Source organism: Pseudoalteromonas sp. TB41, from assembly GCF_000497975.1.
GTDB lineage: Bacteria > Pseudomonadota > Gammaproteobacteria > Enterobacterales > Alteromonadaceae > Pseudoalteromonas > Pseudoalteromonas tetraodonis.
The window spans coordinates 1-18100 of record NZ_AUTH01000024.1; the positions used below are offsets into that span (position 1 = coordinate 1).

The 18100-nt window shown below is 41.9% G+C and carries 16 protein-coding genes and 2 pseudogenes; 10 read left to right on the top strand and 8 right to left on the bottom strand.

What is annotated here, in order from left to right:
• Positions 1-217: 217 nt before the first annotated feature.
• The 7 genes and pseudogenes from istA (at position 218) to L641_RS0104005 (ending at position 7205) form a co-directional block, all read left to right on the top strand.
• Entirely contained in the window at positions 218-1768 is a 1551-nt protein-coding gene (istA, locus tag L641_RS0103980; RefSeq protein WP_008466912.1) for an IS21 family transposase, read from the top strand.
• Between the two features lie 11 nt (positions 1769-1779).
• Positions 1780-2535 carry an IS21-like element helper ATPase IstB gene (istB, locus tag L641_RS0103985; RefSeq protein WP_008127212.1) on the top strand — a complete coding sequence of 252 codons (756 nt, stop codon included), beginning with the start codon at positions 1780-1782 and terminating at the stop codon, positions 2533-2535.
• Positions 2536-2580: 45 nt separating this feature from the next.
• Positions 2581-2763 (top strand): annotated as a pseudogene (locus L641_RS0103990) (glutathione S-transferase N-terminal domain-containing protein); the annotation flags it as partial.
• Between the two features lie 304 nt (positions 2764-3067).
• A pseudogene (locus L641_RS23555) lies at positions 3068-3385 on the top strand (glutathione S-transferase family protein); the annotation flags it as partial.
• Positions 3386-3396: 11 nt separating this feature from the next.
• The gene (locus tag L641_RS0103995; protein ID WP_013464070.1) at positions 3397-3747 is read left to right on the top strand and encodes a DUF2750 domain-containing protein; all 351 of its coding nucleotides are present in this window, start codon (positions 3397-3399) and stop codon (positions 3745-3747) included.
• Positions 3748-3836: 89 nt separating this feature from the next.
• On the top strand, positions 3837-4517 hold the full coding sequence (locus L641_RS0104000) for a hypothetical protein (protein ID WP_024601197.1): 681 nt from the start codon (positions 3837-3839) through the stop codon (positions 4515-4517).
• Between the two features lie 114 nt (positions 4518-4631).
• On the top strand, positions 4632-7205 hold the full coding sequence (locus L641_RS0104005) for a M1 family metallopeptidase (protein WP_024601198.1): 2574 nt from the start codon (positions 4632-4634) through the stop codon (positions 7203-7205).
• 259 nt (positions 7206-7464) lie between these two features.
• Here the strand turns inward: L641_RS0104005 and L641_RS0104010 are convergent, their stop codons facing one another.
• Complete coding sequence (locus L641_RS0104010) at positions 7465-7830, bottom strand: hypothetical protein (protein WP_013464067.1); 366 nt, start codon at positions 7828-7830, stop codon at positions 7465-7467.
• A 333-nt stretch (positions 7831-8163) separates the two neighbouring features.
• Complete coding sequence (locus L641_RS0104015; RefSeq protein WP_024601199.1) at positions 8164-9033, bottom strand: hypothetical protein; 870 nt, start codon at positions 9031-9033, stop codon at positions 8164-8166.
• Between the two features lie 115 nt (positions 9034-9148).
• Between L641_RS0104015 and L641_RS0104020 the strand changes: the two genes are divergently transcribed.
• Genes L641_RS0104020 through yjjG form a run of 3 tightly spaced genes read left to right on the top strand, consistent with a single transcriptional unit; the run spans position 9149 to position 11334 of the window.
• Complete coding sequence (locus tag L641_RS0104020) at positions 9149-10048, top strand: phosphoribulokinase (RefSeq protein WP_008114793.1); 900 nt, start codon at positions 9149-9151, stop codon at positions 10046-10048.
• A gap of 60 nt (positions 10049-10108) precedes the next feature.
• Entirely contained in the window at positions 10109-10648 is a 540-nt protein-coding gene (yjjX, locus tag L641_RS0104025; protein ID WP_024601200.1) for an inosine/xanthosine triphosphatase, read from the top strand.
• 11 nt (positions 10649-10659) lie between these two features.
• Positions 10660-11334, top strand: a complete 675-nt coding sequence (gene yjjG / locus L641_RS0104030; protein ID WP_024601201.1) for a pyrimidine 5'-nucleotidase — start codon at positions 10660-10662, stop codon at positions 11332-11334.
• 103 nt (positions 11335-11437) lie between these two features.
• Here the strand turns inward: yjjG and lpxC are convergent, their stop codons facing one another.
• From lpxC to murC, 6 genes are all read right to left on the bottom strand, one after another.
• Positions 11438-12349, bottom strand: a complete 912-nt coding sequence (gene lpxC / locus L641_RS0104035) for a UDP-3-O-acyl-N-acetylglucosamine deacetylase (protein WP_013464062.1) — start codon at positions 12347-12349, stop codon at positions 11438-11440.
• A gap of 106 nt (positions 12350-12455) precedes the next feature.
• The gene (gene ftsZ / locus L641_RS0104040; protein WP_024601202.1) at positions 12456-13709 is read right to left on the bottom strand and encodes a cell division protein FtsZ; all 1254 of its coding nucleotides are present in this window, start codon (positions 13707-13709) and stop codon (positions 12456-12458) included.
• 21 nt (positions 13710-13730) lie between these two features.
• Positions 13731-14963 (bottom strand): cell division protein FtsA, encoded by a 1233-nt coding sequence (ftsA, locus tag L641_RS0104045; protein WP_013464060.1) that lies wholly within the window; start codon positions 14961-14963, stop codon positions 13731-13733.
• 13 nt (positions 14964-14976) lie between these two features.
• The gene (locus L641_RS0104050; RefSeq protein ID WP_013464059.1) at positions 14977-15738 is read right to left on the bottom strand and encodes a cell division protein FtsQ/DivIB; all 762 of its coding nucleotides are present in this window, start codon (positions 15736-15738) and stop codon (positions 14977-14979) included.
• Between the two features lies 1 nt (position 15739).
• Entirely contained in the window at positions 15740-16660 is a 921-nt protein-coding gene (locus tag L641_RS0104055) for a D-alanine--D-alanine ligase (RefSeq protein ID WP_024601203.1), read from the bottom strand.
• Positions 16657-18066, bottom strand: coding sequence for a UDP-N-acetylmuramate--L-alanine ligase (murC, locus tag L641_RS0104060; RefSeq protein WP_216712925.1), 1410 nt, complete (start codon positions 18064-18066; stop codon positions 16657-16659). Before murC ends, L641_RS0104055 begins: the two co-directional genes overlap by 4 nt.
• Between the last annotated feature and the right edge of the window lie 34 nt (positions 18067-18100).

Consider the following 18100-nt stretch of genomic DNA (forward strand, 5'->3'; position numbering starts at 1 on the left):
TGCATATTCTCTCCAGCTTTGATCACCCAATTGCATTAACTTTGATCGCTTATTCTCATTAAGCTTTGATCACTAAAATCACTTGTAAATGATCACATTTATGCTCTTAATGATTTTGCCGATCAAAGCTTAATACCACTCGTAACCGAGTTCACGTTTTATCATTTTTGTAGGTGTGTTAAACCGTTATCTGAATCGTTTGATGAGGATAACAACAATGACAACAAGACCTATATCTATGAGTAAATTACATTCCATTTTACGGCTGAAGTACTCAGCACAATTATCCCATCGAGAGATTGCCAGAAGTTTAAATATTTCACCTGGTACTGTGGCTAATTACCTTAAAAAGGCCAATGAGTTAGGCTTAAATCAATGGCCAATACCAGAGGATAAACAGCAAAATACATTTTTCAACACCAAACTCAAGCGCTTCTCAACGCGTAAAAAAAGACACCCAACGCCTGACTGGTTAAATATCAATAAAGACTTAAAACAACATAAACACCTAACATTACAGCTCGTATTTGATGAGTTACTTGAAAAAGTGGGTGAGCCTTATTACAGCTACAGTCACTTCTGCCGAGCTTATAAACAATGGTTAGGTACCCAGCGACTCTCAATGCGTCAGCAGCATAAAGGGGGTGAAAAGCTGTTTGTGGATTATTGTGGCCCCACAATTACCATTACTTGTCCGACGACACAAGAAAAGCGCACTGCTCAGATATTCGTTGCTGTACTAGGTGCATCAAATTATACCTATGCTGAAGCAACGTATAGTCAGCAACTTGAAGATTGGGTAATGAGTCATGCGCGTTGCTTTGAATTTTTAGGCGGCGTTCCTGACGTTGTTATTCCCGATAATCTCAGAAGTGCTGTCAGTAAAACCTGTCGCTACGAGCCTGATTTAAATCCGACGTACCACCAGTTAGCCGAGTACTTTAACGTTGCTGTCATTCCGGCTAGACCTTATAAACCCAAAGATAAATCGAAGGCTGAAGTCGGCGTACAAATTGTTGAGCGTTGGATCATGGCACGCTTACGTAACCAAACCTTCCACAGCTTAGCGCAACTCAATCATGAAATAGCAAAGCTACTGGATATGATGAACAATAAGGTGATGAAGCAATATCAACAATCACGCAAACAGCTATTTGATATGGTGGATAAAAACGCATTAAAGCCATTGCCTGAAAAGCCCTATCAATATACACAAATCAAAACAGTACGTGTGCATATTGATTACCATGTTGAAATAGAAAAACATTACTACAGCGTGCCTTATCTGTGGGTTAAAAAACAATTACGCGCACACATATCCAATCAACTCGTGCAGCTTTATTATGACGGCACTTTAATAGCACAGCATCCTCGCTCAAACCGTTTAGGCGGACATACGACACAGACACATCATATGCCAAAGGCGCATCAAAAACAGCATGAGCAGTCACCGATAAATTTACGCTCATGGGCATTGAGTATCGGTGATTATACTCATCAAGTCGTTGAATTATTGCTTAATAGCAAACGTCATCCAGAGCAAGCTTATCGCACCTGTTTAGGGGTATTAAGTTTAGCTAAAACGTATTCAAAAGAACGCCTCGAGCGAGCATGTTACCGAGCAATTTGCATGAATACGACCACACACAGATCTATTAAGCAAATGCTGCAAAAAGGGTTAGACCAACAACCATTACCCACACTCCAAACAGAGCCAGAAAAGCCAATTACACACAGCAACATACGTGGCACAGATTACTACCATTAAGGAATGTAAACATGATAGAAACAATTAATCAGCAACTTCAATTGCTCAAGTTATCGGGTATAAAGCAAGCACTCAAGCAGCAGCTTGAACAGCCAAACCTATATCAAGAACAAAGCTTTATAGAGCGCGTCAGTTTATTGCTAACACATGAAATTGATACGCGTGACCAAAGAAAAATAGAGCGACTGGTGCGACAAGCAAAATTCCGCGTACCGGGTCAGTTAAATCAACTCATTTACTCGCCGAAGCGCAATCTAGATAAAGCACAAATACGCAGCCTCAGCCAAAGCACCTGGCTGGGTTTACATCAGAATATATTAATTACAGGCGCCACAGGCTGTGGCAAAACCTACCTCGCGTGTGCCTTGGGTCACGAGCACTGTTTACAAGGAAAAAGTGTCTTCTATATTCGATTAAAAGAATTACTTGAAAGTCTATTTCTAGCACAGGCCGATGGCAGTTATCGAAAATTATTGGGTAAACTCATTAAATACGACTTACTTATTTTAGACGATTGGGGGCTAGAGCCACTCAGTGCTCAGCAACGAAGCGACTTACTTGAATTAGTCGATGCTAGATATGGTTATAAATCACACATCATCATTAGTCAGTTACCACAGGAAAATTGGCACCAAATGATCGGCGAATCAACGCACGCTGATGCTATTTTAGATAGGCTGATTCATGGTGCAATTAAGTTGAATTTAAAAGGAGAATCGATACGAAAACAGTTAAATGAATTGACTGATGATGATCAGTTAAGTTAATTTAAAAATGGCTCTACAAAATGATAAATCAAGCGATCAAAGCTGATGAGAATCGGTGATCAAAGTCATGAGAATACGCACACAAAAAATCCAGCAGCCAAAATTCCTATATTGGTCGATGACACGCTTACCCTAAGTGATTCAAATACCATACTGCGTTATTTACTTGAAAAAACCCAGCAACCCCCACTTACATGGCCTCAAGAGCACTTTTTAATTAGGGCCTGTTGATCTTTCAAGGTTAAATTTACAGCAGTCTGTTTGGTATTTAGGCAAGGCAGAGCCTATGTGGTGTGGTTATTCCCCATAAATAGGCGATAACGTAGCATTAATGCCAAACAGGCGCTGCCCGAAGGGTTCTGCCTAGGGGCGATTAACTCTTTGTTGCCTACATGGATGTAGGTAAGGGGCGTGAGCAGGACGCGGAAGCTTTGCTCGGTTTTTACTTAGCCCACTAGGTTACAAACCTCGCGCCGCGATTAAATCGCCCCTAGTTTGAAGAAATTTTAATCCGTAAAGGTCAACAGGCCCTAGCATCAATGCCTGCAATGATTCATTCGTTGAATTACTGTTATGCCAACGTTCTGGATTTGATACGCAAGCTGATAAACTATTTTTTAATCTGCAAAATGAGCGAGTTGCGCAAACATTACACTATTTAAATGATCATTTATGCGATGATGAATTTAAAAGCTGTGAATGCCTCAACATCAGTTTATACTGTTTACTTGATTGGATATGCTTTCGTGAACTCACTGATTTTAGCGCGCAGCCGCAATTAGTTAAGTTTTATGAAGCGTTTAGTCAGCGTCAAGCGGCTAAAAATACCAACCCTCGACTTAAATTTTAAAAGGTGGATACATGAGCGATATCGAAATTGAATCACAACTAGTTAGCTTTGTAGAAAAAGTACGTGTTAGTGAGCAGATCTGGGCACTGGGTGCTGATGATGGTGGCTTTGTTGTATGTGAGTCAAATCAGTTTGACGACACCGATGTACTTTTACTGTGGGAATCACAAGACGCAGCACAAGCACAATGTAAAGAAGAGTGGCAAGACTACAGCCCTGTAGAAATAAACCTTGATGAGTTTTTAGATGATTGGGTTGAAGACCTAAAATCTGATGATGCATTAGTGGGTTTAAATTGGAATGACGATCAGGTGTGTGTAGAAATTGAACCGGTAGGTTTAGCTCGCGCGCTAAGCGAATAAGTTTTAGGCGTTAGTTCGCTGACATTATCCCAACTAACAGCAACGGTTAGTTGGGGTATAAAAATAATAAAAACTGTCAAGGTAATACGTTGAAAACCCATCTTGGTCGTCGTCCATTTTCAGCTATGGAGCTGCACACGCTCTATAACGGATATATTTATAGTGATACACGGCTTGCCCGCGAACAAGCTAAACACTGGCATTTCTGGCTGCCCTTAATTGCTTATTACAGTGGCGCTTACAGTGATGAAATTGGCTGCTTAACCCTTGATGACCTAATATTTAAAAATAATATTCTCTGTTTTAGTTTTCATACCCACGGTAAAATTAAGCCACGTTTAGTGCCTGTTCATCACGCCCTTATTAGTGCCGGATTTAATGACTATTTAGCTTATGTAAAAGCACAAAATCACTCCCGTTTAATGTTTGATCTTCCCGCTAAAACAGGGCGCTATAGCGAAAAAGTGCGCATATGGTTTTCAGGAGAGGGTGAACGCGCAGGATATTTGCAAAAATGTGCAATTCCTTCGGTGGATCAACTCGGTATGAAAACCGCCATTAGTAGTTTACGACTTAACTTTGAACAACAGATTCGTATTTATGCCCTGCAAGCAGGCAACAAAGACTGCTTTAATTATTTAATGGGCTTTAATGATTACCCTCATGATAACTTTAACGATATAGCCTTGTTAAATAAGGTGCTACAACAGATCCGGGTTATCAATTCCCATATTCATTGGCAGCGGTTTTTAGCCCGAGATAGCCACTGACAAACTTTGTTACTCTTTTCCTTAGCGATCTGCGCTTACTCTAGTAAAAAAAGCTGTTAGGATGAAGTGCCGTCTATATGACTGTTTCTAACAACAAAAAATCTAGGGATAACTATGTTTTTAAAAAGCCTCTTAACCGTGAGCGTTGCGCTTGCGATGAATGCTGCTCATGCTAACGAATTCGTCATTGAAAAACTCGCAAAGCCAAGTTCACAAAAAGTCGCTTTAACGCTCGACCCAAGTCAGGATACCTTTACAGGAATGACCGAGATCAGCTTAGAAGTGCTCAAACCAACACACTACATTGAGCTCAATGGTGTTGATTATGCAACTAAAATGGTGCAACTACTAGGTGAGCAAAACTGTGATTTGAACAGCGAAATGCTTAAAACAGGTAAAGTTAAATTTAGCTGTGAAGAGCAAATTCAGCCAGGTAAATACACCTTAAAAATAGATTTTTCAGCGCCTTATAACCGCCAGAGTGTGGGGTTATATAAAACCCTAGATCAAGGCGTTCCGTACTTGTTCACGCAATTTGAAATGAGTGATGCGCGCCGTGCATTTCCGGTGTTTGACGAACCAAGCTATAAAATTCCGTTTCAGTTAACCATTACCGCCCCCACCTCACAAAAAGTGTATTCAAATACACCTGAGCTAAAAACGACGGTGAATGGCGATATGACCACCCATTACTTTGATAAAACGCCACCAATTCCATCTTACTTAGTGGCTATGGCTGTAGGTCCATTTGAAGAGCTAGAAATTAAAGGCATGCCTATTCCTGGGCGTGTGATCACCCCACAAGGTAAAATTCATTTAGCGCAATATGCAAAAGAGAACATGCCTAAAGTACTGGGCGCACTTGAAGAGTACTTTGGTATTCCTTATGTATATAAAAAGCTAGATTCAGTGGCTGTTCCTGAATTTCCGTTTGGCGCTATGGAAAATTCAGGCTTAGTGACTTACCGCGAAGATATTCTTCTGGTTGACTTAGAAGCTGCAACGCGTAGTAAAAAACAACGTAATGTCTCTATTATTGCCCATGAATTAGCTCATCAATGGTACGGTAACTTAGTGACTATGAAGTGGTGGAACGACTTATGGTTAAACGAGGCGTTTGCAAGCTGGATGGCGGCAAAAATTACTAAGCAGCTTAATCCTGAGTTTGAATCACACCTAGATCTACCACAAAACAACGTAATGGCGTTAGATGCACGTTTAAGCACTAAGCCAATTCGCAAACCAATTAAAACCGAAGCCGATATTATGGATGGTTTAGGCCTTGCCTACAGCAAAGGCAGCTCAGTACTGGCGATGGTTGAAAACTGGATTGGCGAAGAGGCATTTCAAGCTGGTATTCAGAACTACTTAAAAGAATTCTCCTATAAAAATGCAGAAGCTGCCGATTTATGGGAAGCACTTGGTAAGGCTTCAAATAAAGATGTAGCGAGCGTTTTAAAATCGTTTATTGAACAGTCGTCATTCCCGCTAATTAACGTTAAGCAGCAAGGTAAAAGCATTACGATTTCGCAAAGTCGTTTTGCCAATGCCGGTGTTGAAGCCCCGGCTCAACTTTGGAATGTACCGGTTGCGATTAAATATGGTGCTGGCGATAAAGTACAAACAGCCAATGTATTATTAAATAAACAAAGCCAAACGCTAGCATTAGACTTTGAACCAGAGTGGATTTATCCAGATCAAGGCGCGCTAGGTTATTACCGTTGGGTAATGGATGATGCGCAATTTAATGCGCTAATAGATAATGCAGCTACGGTATTAAACGACCGTGAACGCTTAGCCCTATTATCGGCAACAGATGCCCTACTTGATGCCGGTGTCATTTCAGCGGCTAAATTAATGCAAACGCTAGAAGTATTTGCCAGCGATAGTCATCCGCGTGTTGCTAACACTGCTTTAGGTTATTTAGCGTCACAGCAGCGTACTTTTAAAGACGATAGCAATAAAGATTTATGGCCTACGTTTATTCAAAATGCAGTGATGCCTGCCGCTAAAAAATATGGCCTAGAAGCAAAAATGGGCGAAGATGGCGCAGTAGCTCAACTTCGTGCCGCGGTGGTATCACGCTTAGGGTTTGATGGTGAAGATAAAAATGTGATCAATAAAGCCAAACAGCAAACACAAACTTACTTAAACGATCCACAAAAGGTAGACCCTTATTTAGCAGGTACTTATTTACGTCTTGCGGCTTTTCATGGGGATAAGGCGTTGCTAGATCAGTTTATGACAACCTTTAAAACCACCAAAGATCCACAAGTGCGTACCAATATGCTGGCAGCAATGGGTTACTTTGGTAAACCTGAACTACAAAAAGCGGTACTGGCGTATAGCTTAACAGACGAAGTAACGGCTTCTGATATGCGTACTATTTTATCGGGTCAAAGTTACACCGATGAACGCCAAGCACTGTTTATTGATTGGATTTATAGCAACTACGATAAAGTAACAGCAAGCTTGCCACCATTTTTTGTGCCTAACTTACCTTACTTTACTACCGCCAGCTGTGACGCTGACAGTTTAGCTACAACGCAAAGTTTCTTTGACGCTAAACTGGAAGCTGTACCCGGTTATGCGCGTACGTTAAGTAAACTTGCAGAGAGCACCAATGACTGTATTGCACTTAAAAACCGTGAACTGAAATCAGTCAATAGCTTTTTAAATAGCAAATAAGTTAAAGTTTAAAGGATGGCGGGCTGCGGGCGACGAGTAACGGGCCGAAAACCTCAAACTCGGGCTAATGGCTGATGTTTTCTCATTTACTTCTCATTGTCTTCTCTTTGTGTAATAAGATCTTAAAAAATTTATTCACAAAGAGGTTAAGAGGCGCTGAGCTTTTAGAGGTAGTAATTAAAGACAAAGGTTAAGGGTTAAAGGTTAAAGGTTAAAGATTTTATCTTGCACCTTTTGCCTTTAGCCCTGCACCACTCTATTAACCGCCAATAATCATCGTTAGCTTAGCTATAAACTCTTTTGCCGCTTGCTCAGAGTTAATTTTAAAAGCGACACCATAATGAATAGGCTGCGTACTTTTATAAATACGGGTAGGAAAACGGGTCATTTCACTGCTATGAAAATAGCCTTGAGTACGCACAACCCCATCAATATCAGTAAAGTCATCGCTAAACACTTCAAATGCAGGGCGGATCACAATTTTACCTTTACCTGCTTCAGCATGGGTATAAAACGCCTCTTTAGAGTTTACTAGCATATACTCAGCTATGTTTTTTATTTTAAAGTTACTTCTACACTCTAGTTTGATCAGCTGCTCGGTTAACTCGTCTGCACTAAATGCCACGTGACTTTCCTTTTTATTTAATAGGGGGTTAGGGTCTGTTGACCTTTCAAAGTTAAATTTGCAGCAGTCTGTTTGGTATTTAGCCAAGGTAAAGCATATGTAATGTGGTTATTCCCCATAAATAGGCGATAACGCAGCATCAATGCCAAACAGGCACTGCCCTTCGGGTTCTGCCTAGGGGCGATTTACTCTTTGTTGCTCAGTTTTGACTTAGCCCACTAGGTTACAAACCTCGCGCCGCGATTAAACCGCCCCTAGTTTGAACAAATTGTAATCCGCAAAGGTCAACAGACCCTAGACTAACTCATGCATGAGTGAAAGTCCGAAATTTATTTATTCACTACACACAAAAGCTAATTGCTGATTTTTATAACTCAACCGGCTTATTTCAGTATCGCAATATTGGCTTAAATCAAGCCACTGCGATATAGCAGAGCCGCGTGTTAATTTACGCTGGTAAACACGGTTTTTAATTGCGTAAGCAATGGTATTGTCATCTTTTAAGATGAAATCTTGTACTTGGTTTGGCAGTCTAAGTATATCGGTAACTTGCTTTGTTTGTGGATCAAAACGCGCTAAGTGATGCTGCCCGTGTTTACTATGGCTAAATAAAAACTCAGCCTGCGCTTTATTATAAATAAGCGTGCGACCAATATCGCTTGCTACCAACTCACCTTTTGCCGCAGCAACCGAGGTATATTGCAAAGTGTGTGGTTCGCCTAAAATAAACATCACTAAATCGTTGTTACTTCCCCAAGCGTGATAGCCTACAGGTTCAATCCAATCAAAAATACGACTTGCAGCCAACTCGGGTGCCAACGGATATTGCCATAGCTTTTGTTTACCATCACCTTCAACGACAATCGCCGATAAGTGCTGCCCATCCGGTGTTAAAGTGGGCGAGTATTCACTTTGTGGCGTATTAGTGACCATAGACGTTTGTTTTGATGATAAGCTGTAAAGCGCAATATCTGTTTGACTCTGGTCATTACTGATTATTTCTCGGGTATAGTATAGGCCGGTGTCGGTTAAATGGGGTTGATTGTTATAGCTCGTTTTATCACTAACAATGCTTACACGTATACCATGTGGAGTATTTAAATCGGCGAGCAAAATTTGGCTTTTAGGCATACTTGCCTGAGCAATATCTAGCGTTAAAGCATTTATAGCTATAAGCCCTAACAACGGTTTAATCAGTTTCATGCTTTCTCTCGTTTTAATTTTAAGCACCTCATGATAACGTTATTTACTGATGACGTCACTTGACCTAAGTCAGTCAACTCTTTATAACTAACGGGTCATAAAAAAGAGAACAAACATGTCAGCTAAACACCCTATTATTGCAATCACCGGTTCATCTGGAGCGGGCACAACAACCACCACTAACGCCGTGAAGCATATTTTCCGTAGCCTTGATATCAATGCGGCATTTATCGAAGGTGATAGCTTTCATCGTTATACACGTCCTGAAATGGACAAAAAAATTCGTGAAGCACAGCAAGAAAGTAAACACATTAGCTATTTTGGCCGAGAAGCTAACGACTTTGGCGCCTTAGAAGACTTATTTACTAAATACGGTGAAACCGGCGAAGGAAAACTTCGTCGTTATTTACACACCTTTGATGAAGCCGTGCCTTATAACCAGTTACCTGGGACATTTACCCCATGGCAAGAGCTTGAGCAAAATACAGATCTGATGTTTTACGAGGGTCTACATGGCGGTGTAGTTGATGAAGATCATGATGTTGCTAAACATGTTGATTTACTCATAGGCATGGTGCCTATTATTAACCTTGAATGGATCCAAAAGCTCATTCGCGACACCTCAGAACGCGGCCACTCTCGTGAAAAAGTCATGGACTCTATTGTGCGCAGTATGGATGACTACATTAATCATATAACGCCGCAATTTTCTCGTACCCATATTAACTTTCAGCGAGTCCCCACCGTTGATACTTCCAACCCATTTAGCGCTAAAGATATCCCCTCCCTTGATGAAAGCTTTGTTGTGATTCGCTTTAGGGGGATTGATGATGTTGATTTTCCGTATTATTTGCGGATGATTGAAGGCAGTTTTATGTCGCGTATAAACACCTTAGTGGTGCCTGGTGGTAAAATGGGTCTCGCGATGGAACTGGTGCTCACGCCTCTAATAAAAGATATTATTTTGAAAAAACGCGCCTTAGCAAAGTTAGCACCGCCTGAAATTCCTATTTAGACTCTTTTTTGTGAACTCTAACTCACGTACACTGCTGATTTTAAGTATGACGAGTTTAATATGTCGCAATCAATTAAAATTATTGTTGGGTCTAAAAACCCAGTAAAAATCAATGCCGCTAAACATATTTTTGCGATGTATTTTCCTGAGCGTGTAATCGAATGTAGTGGTGTTCACGCGCCCTCAGAGGTACCCGATCAACCCTTAGGTGAAGAGCAAACCTGCTTAGGGGCACAAAATCGCGTTAATTACTGTAAAAACCACTATCAGGCAGACTACTATGTGGCGATGGAAGGTGGTGCAGCGCAATTTAGTTATGGTGCGGCAACCTTTGCCTATGTAGTTATTGATAATGGCGCACAGCAAGTTACAGGCCGAAGCAGTAACTTACCCCTGCCCACTGTGTTTTATAAAGCATTGCTTCAAGGTGAAGAGCTTGGTGACGTGATGGATAAAGCCTTTAATACTACCAATATTAAACAGCAAGGGGGTGCTATTGGCTTGTTAACTGATCATCATGCAACACGAGAAAGTACCTATACTCAAGCGCTGACACTCGCCATGGCGCCTTTTCTTAATCCCACTCTATATAATCAATAACGGATGTTTTAATGAAGTATAACTACGTATTATTTGATGCCGACGAAACCTTATTTAGCTTTAATGCCTTTGCTGGCCTTAAAAAAATGCTAGCAACCTATGACATGGATTTTACCGAGGCAGATTATGCCCATTACCAAAACACTAATAAGTCATTATGGATTGCGTATCAAAACAACGAGATCACCTCAAGTCACTTACAAGTAACTCGTTTTAGCGAACTGGCAAATAAACTTGATGTGCCAGCTCAACAGCTCAATGATGATTTTTTATCAGCAATGGCCGAAATTTGTATGCCTTTACCCGGCGCCGTTGAATTATTAAATGCCCTTAAACCCCATGCCAAGCTGGGCATTATTACCAATGGTTTTTCTCAGTTACAAGCACGTCGCCTAGCGCATACGGGGCTGCAAGATATGTTTGACTGGTTAGTTATTTCTGAGCAAGTCGGCATTGCTAAACCTGCAAAAGAGATATTTGAGCACACCTTTAACTTAATGGGTAATCCACCGAAAGGGCAAATTTTAATGGTCGGTGATACCGCCAGCAGTGATATTCTTGGCGGTCAAAATGTGGGAATTGACACTTGTTGGCTGCAACATCCTGGCGTGAACTTGCCTGAGGGAATTAAACCAACATATCAGGTAACCCAGCTTAAACAGTTGCAAACTATATTAGGACTTTGATAATAAAAGCCTGAGTGTAATTTAGCTGTTTAGCTAATTAACAAACAAAAAAATGACGCTAATAAGCGTCATTTTTTATAACTGTATATAAGTGATTAACTAATTAGGCGTTAGCTAGCTCAAGGCCGGGTGCAGGCATCGTCACAGGCGTTTCAAAGGTTGCCCACTCCCATGCTGACTCTGTTGCCATAATTTTGCGTAGTAACTTATTATTTAAATCATGACCTGATTTAAATGCGGTTACTTTGCCTAAAAGGTTGTGACCTGTCATAAACATGTCACCTACACAGTCTAGTATCTTATGCTTGACGAACTCGTCTGCGTAACGCAAACCGTTCGGATTTAAAACTTTAAATTCATCAAGTACCACTGCGCTATCCATGCTGCCACCTAGTGCTAGGTTGTTCGCATGCATGTATTCAATGTCTTTCATAAAGCCAAAAGTACGCGCACGGCTTATCTCTTCAGTAAAACTTTGTGCCGTAATATCTAAACCAACACGTTGGCGGCTTTCATTGATTGCAGGGTGATCGAAGGCAATTTCGAAATCGATGTGGAATCCGTCGTAAGGTTCTACTTCGGCCCATTTATCACCTTCTTCAATACGTACTTTTTCTTTAATACGAATAAAGCGTTTTGCAACATTTTGCTCTTCAATGCCGCCTTTTTGTAATAAATAAATGAATGGCAATGCACTACCATCCATTATTGGTACTTCTGAGCTATCAAGTTCAACAATTAAATTGTCGATACCCATTGCCGCAACCGCCGCAATTAAGTGCTCAGTAGTCGATAAGCGAACGCCATCTTTGTTAATTAAACAGGTACACAATTGCGTATCACCAACGGCTTCAGGTGTTGTTTCAAAATCAACAACCGGATCAAGGTCGACACGACGAAATACAATCCCAGTATTTGCGCTCGCAGGTCGGAGAGTTATTGTGACCTTCTCACCTTTATGAAGTCCAATTCCTATGGCTTTGACTACTTGTGCAATCGTACGCTGTTTAATCATAGGTTCGCTCACTTTAGTATATATTACAGTTAGACGGCGGAGTGTAGCATAAATACGGTATAACTACAATATTCGTTCACATTTCGCACAAAAGTACTGTTTTTTATTAATCTGCTTGTTTACGTAAAAAAGCAGGGATGTCGAAATAATCGCCACCTTCAGACTTATCTGTTTTCTTAGCACTGCTTGACGACGTATTCGCTGAAGAACTTGAAGAGCTCGTCGATGTGCTTTGCTCTTTTGATTCTGTTTGCGTAGTCGTTGCAGGCTCTTCTGTACTTGCGCCTTGGCTTGCAAAGCTAGGAACATACATGCTGCTGCTTGTTTGCGTGCTTGAACTGGCTACATCAGAACCTGATGCTTTTTTAAAGCCATTATCTACAATACCAAACTGTGGACGACGATCGCCGCCTAAGCCAGTTGCAACAACCGTTACACGTAGCTCGTCTGTCATTTCAGGGTCGATTACCGCACCCACAACCACCGTTGCGTTTTCAGACGCTAGCGCCTTAACGTGATTACCTACGATTTCAAATTCTTCAATCGCGATATCCATGCCGGCAGTAATATTAACCAAGATACCTTTAGCACCGGTTAAATCAACGTCTTCTAGTAATGGGCTTGAAATAGCCGCTTCTGCTGCTTCTTGTGCACGATCAGGACCCGAGGCAGATGCAGTCCCCATCATGGCTGTACCCATTGCAGACATAACAGTACGTACGTCGGCGAAATCCACGTTAATTAGACCCGAGCGTGTGATTAGCTCAGCAATACCCTGTACCGCACCAAATAATACGTCATTTGCTTTAGCAAACGCATCCAGTAAAGTTGTCCCTTTACCTAATACTTTTAGTAATTTGTTATTTGGAATAGTAATTAACGAGTCCACGATTTCAGACAATTCGCTAATCCCCTGCTCTGCAGCAGCAGCACGTTTTTTACCTTCAAAATCAAATGGACGCGTTACAACTGCCACGGTTAGAATGCCCAGCTCTTTAGCAATTTTAGCCACGACTGGCGCTGCTCCGGTCCCTGTACCGCCGCCCATACCTGCCGCTATAAATACCATATCGGCGCCTTCAAGGCTGGCACGAATCGTTTCTGCGTCTTCTTCAGCCGACTGACGGCCTACTTCAGGGTTTGCACCCGCACCTAACCCAGAGGTTATTTGCGTACCTAATTGTACCGTTACATCAGCGGCTGAATTACGTAATGCTTGTGCATCCGTATTCGCTGCAATAAAACGAACACCTTCTATTTGTTGTTTTACCATGTGCTCAACTGCGTTACCGCCGCCGCCACCAACACCGATTACTTTTATTACAGCTTCTTCGCTGTGTTGTTCCATTATATCAAACATATTTACTCTCCGACTTGAGTACTAAAACTCGCCTTGAAACCATTTTGTGATGCGGTTCCACCAATTATTATTATCATCCGCTTTCGACTTTTGTGCATTCATCGACTGCATAGTACGCCCGTATTGTAACAAACCTACAGCGGTTGCGTACGATGGATCATCAACATAATCAGTTAAACCTACTACACCAATTGGTTTACCTATTCTTACTGGCATCTGAAAAATATCTTCAGCCACTTCCATTGCGCCAGTCATTTTAGCAGTTCCGCCAGTAATGACGAGACCTGCTGCAATTTGGTCTTCTAATCCTGAACGACGAATTTCTTCCATCGCCAGTTCAAATAATTCTCTAAAACGTGGCTCAACCACTTCTGATAACGTGTGCCTAGACATCAGTCTTGCTGGTCGCCCACCTACGCTTGGCACTTCAATCGTGTCTTCGCTGCTCGCCATTTGGCTACTTGCACAGGCATATTGTACTTTGAGTGACTCAGCATGTGATATAGGTGTACGAAATATTTTTGCAATATCACCGGTTACTTGGTTACCTGCCACCGGAATAACCGCCGAATGACGCAGCGCACCATTAATATAAATAGTGATATCCATAGTACCACCACCAATATCAAGCACCGCAACACCTAACTCTTTTTCGTCATCCGTCAGTACGGAATAACACGAAGCAAGCGCTGTGAATATAAGTTGGTCAACTTCAAGCCCGCAACGTTCAACACATTTTTCTATATTTTTAGCCATGTCGTTGGAGCAGGTAATAATGTGCGCGCGTGCTTCCATGCGCACACCGCTCATGCCGAGTGGGTTTTTAATCCCCTCTTGCATGTCAATGCTGTACTCTTGCGGCAAAGCATGCAACATTTTGCGTTCAGCTGAAATTGGCACTGAACGAGCAATGTGTATTACATTTTCAATGTCTTCATCGGTTACTTCGGTGTTATTAATAGCCACAACACCGCTTTCGTTCTGACACTGAATATGCTTGCCAGAAATACCCAAATAAACCGAGCTAATACGACAATCAGCCATCAATTCGGCTTCATCTATAGCGCGGCGAATAGACTCAGACACTAAATTTAAATCGTTAACACCGCCTTTATCCATTCCATGAGATACTTGGCTCCCCACGCCAACAATGCTGAGCTTGTTATCTGTGGTGATTTCACCTACCGTGGCCACTACTTTAGAAGTGCCAACGTCTAATCCAATCACTAGGTTTCTTTCTGCTGACTTAGTCATGCCTTACTCTTTATTATAATTGCTGTTCTTGCAGTGGCTTATAGCTCACTGCAAGGCCGGTATCGTAGCGTAAATCAATTGCATCTATCTGTGCATCAGCACGTTTTTCTATACGTGAATAAACGTCTATAAAACGTTGTACACGTTTGGCTTTATCTTTGCGTCCTAAATTTAAACGCACACCGTTATCTAACCAAAGTTGCCACGAAAACCGCTCAGATAGCGCAAGGCTAGTGAGCGTTAATGCATTGACTTTGAGCATTTCATCAAACTGTTTAAACGCTACCCATGCTTCTTTTTCACTGCCCTCTGGCCCATATAGTTGGGGTAAAGTGGCACTTAATTTATCACTTTTTGCTTCAAACGCGTCACCGCTTTGATTAATCAGCAAGTCACTATTCCAGTGAGCAACCGCTTGATGTTCTACCACGTAAACTTGAATGGTATCAGGCCATTGTTTTCTTACCGATACCGTTGCAACCCAAGGCAGCTCTTGTACTAAATGCTGAACTTGCTTTACGTTTAGCTCAAAAAAACTGCTTAAATCTGCTTTTTTTATTGCCGCTGTTATTGCTTTTTCATCGGTGTACTTAGGATTCCCCAACACCGTTAAATGCTTAATTTGTGCATCTTTATTTTCAACTAACCAGTGCGAAACCCCACTGGTTATTTCAATTAACCCTATCACCACGGCTAGAAAAAAACTCACTCCAAAAATCAGCGACCAGTTTAGTTGCTGTTTTAGTTGCTGCGCTTTCTCTAAAAAGGGATGCATATTAAAGGGTTTGCTCCAAAATGCGAACAACTAATTGCTCAAAACTTGCCCCGTTGGCTTTTGCTGCCATTGGCACCAATGATTTTTCTGTCATGCCCGGTACGGTATTCACTTCTAGTAAGTAAAAATGTCCTTGTTCATCTTGCATCGCATCGACTCGTCCCCAGCCACTTGCACCCACTAAATCAAAGGCATCAAGCGCCATCGCTTGTAATTTTTGAGTATCTGACTGTGATAAATCAGCAGGGCAATGATATTGCGTACTATTTGACTGATATTTAGCTTGGTAGTCATAAAATCCATTTGGGGTGCTCATTTCAATCACAGGTTGTACTTCATCACCCAAGACCGTAATGGTAAATTCGCGACCCGTGATCCACTGCTCTACCAATACTTGGCTGTCGAACTTAAATGCATTAGTGAGCGCATCTTCAAGTTCTTCAGCAGAGCTTGCTTGCGCCATACCGATACTGGAGCCCTCGTGCGATGGCTTAACCATTACCTTTTTAAATTGCGCCATAATGGCATTGGCATCAAAGCCTTTTTTAGCATCAACCACGGCATAAGGTGCGGTGCTTAAGCCTGCCGATTTAAACAAATGCTTACAACGAATTTTATCCATTGCCAGTGCCGAACCCAGAACATTACTGCCGGTATAAGGCAGGTTCATAAATTCTAGAGCACCTTGTACCGTGCCGTCTTCACCACCACGCCCATGTAAAGCAATAAAAACGCGATCAACCTTTAACTCATTTAATTCCCATAACGAACGATTTTGTGGATCAAACGCTATCGCATCAATGCCAACGTCTAACAGCGCATTTAATACCGCTTGACCAGATTTTAATGACACGTCGCGCTCTGCTGAATTTCCACCTAGCAGCACCGCTACTTTACCAAACTGGGAATTTACCTGTGTCATACTTCACCTTGCTTTAATTTTTCTATCGACATATTCGTGGCTGCTAAATTTTTAACAAGCTGACCTATGTTACCCGCACCTTGTGTGAGCACTAGGTCGTTATTTTGTAGGCAGTTGGCAAGTACGCCCGCAAGCTCTGAGCTTGAGGCTACATGTAATGGCTCTTTGCCACGCTGGCGCAAACTACGGCATAAACTTTTACTATCAGCGCCAACAATCGGCTCTTCGCCAGCACTGTAAACATCGAGTAATAAAAGCTGATCAACCTCAGCCAATACCTTAACAAAATCTTCGTATAAATCGCGAGTACGCGTATAACGGTGCGGCTGATACACCATCACTAAACGCTTATCAGGCCAGCCTTCTCGTGCTGCAGTGATAGTAGCGGCCACTTCTGATGGGTGATGACCATAGTCATCAACAAGCATCACGCTACCGCGTTCATTTTCAAATTCACCGTAGTGCTGAAAACGACGGCCAATACCTTCAAAAGTATCTAATGCCGCTAAAATTGCATGATTCGCAATATTTTGATCTTTAGCCACGGCAATCGCTGCGGTTGCATTAAGGGCATTATGTTTACCCGGCATATTCAGCTTGGCGGTTAAACTCTCACCTTGTTTATTAGTTACCGTAAATTGGCATGTGTTCGCTGTTTGGCTAAAGTCACTCATTCGGTAATCAGCCTCGTGTGACTCACCGTAAGTGATCACCGGACGACCAAAACGGGGGATCAATTCAGCAGCAACGTCTGAATCAATGCACACCACCGCTAACCCGTAAAAAGGCAGGTTATGAATGAATTCAACATAAGTATCTTTCATTTTTTCTAAACTACCGCCGTAGGTTTCCATGTGATCTTCTTCAATATTAGTGATCACCGACACCATAGGCTGTAAATGCAAAAATGAGGCATCGCTTTCATCTGCTTCGGCGATTAAAAAGTCACTTTTACCTACCTTAGCATTGCTGCCAGCACTGTTAAGCAAACCACCAATAATAAAGGTTGGATCGAGCCCGGCTTGTGCATAAATGCTCGCAATTAAGCTGGTTGTGGTCGTTTTACCATGGGTGCCCGCAATGGCGATACCGTGGCGAAAGCGCATCAGTTCAGCTAACATTTCTGCTCGACGAACCACCGGAATACGTGCAGCTTGCGCGGCTTGAATTTCAGGGTTTGTTTTATCTATTGCACTTGAAACCACCACCACATTAGCGTCTTTTACATTATTTTCATGATGGCCAATAAATACTTCAGCACCGGCTTTAATTAAACGCTCAGTCATTGCGCTGTGAGCTATATCTGAACCGGTAATACGGTAACCTTCAAAAGCAAGTACTTCTGCAATGCCACCCATGCCTGCACCGCCTATCCCTACAAAGTGAATAGTTTCAATGCGGCGCATCGCTGGGCGTGTATATTTTTCTTTTGCTAATGTC

Coding starts and splice junctions, on each gene's coding strand:
- istA (WP_008466912.1), top strand. CDS start 218: ATGACAACAAGACCTATATCTATGAGTAAATTACATTCCATTTTACGG.
- istB (WP_008127212.1), top strand. CDS start 1,780: ATGATAGAAACAATTAATCAGCAACTTCAATTGCTCAAGTTATCGGGT.
- L641_RS0103995 (WP_013464070.1), top strand. CDS start 3,397: ATGAGCGATATCGAAATTGAATCACAACTAGTTAGCTTTGTAGAAAAA.
- L641_RS0104005 (WP_024601198.1), top strand. CDS start 4,632: ATGTTTTTAAAAAGCCTCTTAACCGTGAGCGTTGCGCTTGCGATGAAT.
- L641_RS0104015 (WP_024601199.1), bottom strand. CDS start 9,033: ATGAAACTGATTAAACCGTTGTTAGGGCTTATAGCTATAAATGCTTTA.
- L641_RS0104020 (WP_008114793.1), top strand. CDS start 9,149: ATGTCAGCTAAACACCCTATTATTGCAATCACCGGTTCATCTGGAGCG.
- yjjX (WP_024601200.1), top strand. CDS start 10,109: ATGTCGCAATCAATTAAAATTATTGTTGGGTCTAAAAACCCAGTAAAA.
- yjjG (WP_024601201.1), top strand. CDS start 10,660: ATGAAGTATAACTACGTATTATTTGATGCCGACGAAACCTTATTTAGC.
- lpxC (WP_013464062.1), bottom strand. CDS start 12,349: ATGATTAAACAGCGTACGATTGCACAAGTAGTCAAAGCCATAGGAATT.
- ftsZ (WP_024601202.1), bottom strand. CDS start 13,709: ATGTTTGATATAATGGAACAACACAGCGAAGAAGCTGTAATAAAAGTA.
- ftsA (WP_013464060.1), bottom strand. CDS start 14,963: ATGACTAAGTCAGCAGAAAGAAACCTAGTGATTGGATTAGACGTTGGC.
- L641_RS0104050 (WP_013464059.1), bottom strand. CDS start 15,738: ATGCATCCCTTTTTAGAGAAAGCGCAGCAACTAAAACAGCAACTAAAC.
- L641_RS0104055 (WP_024601203.1), bottom strand. CDS start 16,660: ATGACACAGGTAAATTCCCAGTTTGGTAAAGTAGCGGTGCTGCTAGGT.
- murC (WP_216712925.1), bottom strand. CDS start 18,066: ATGCGCCGCATTGAAACTATTCACTTTGTAGGGATAGGCGGTGCAGGC.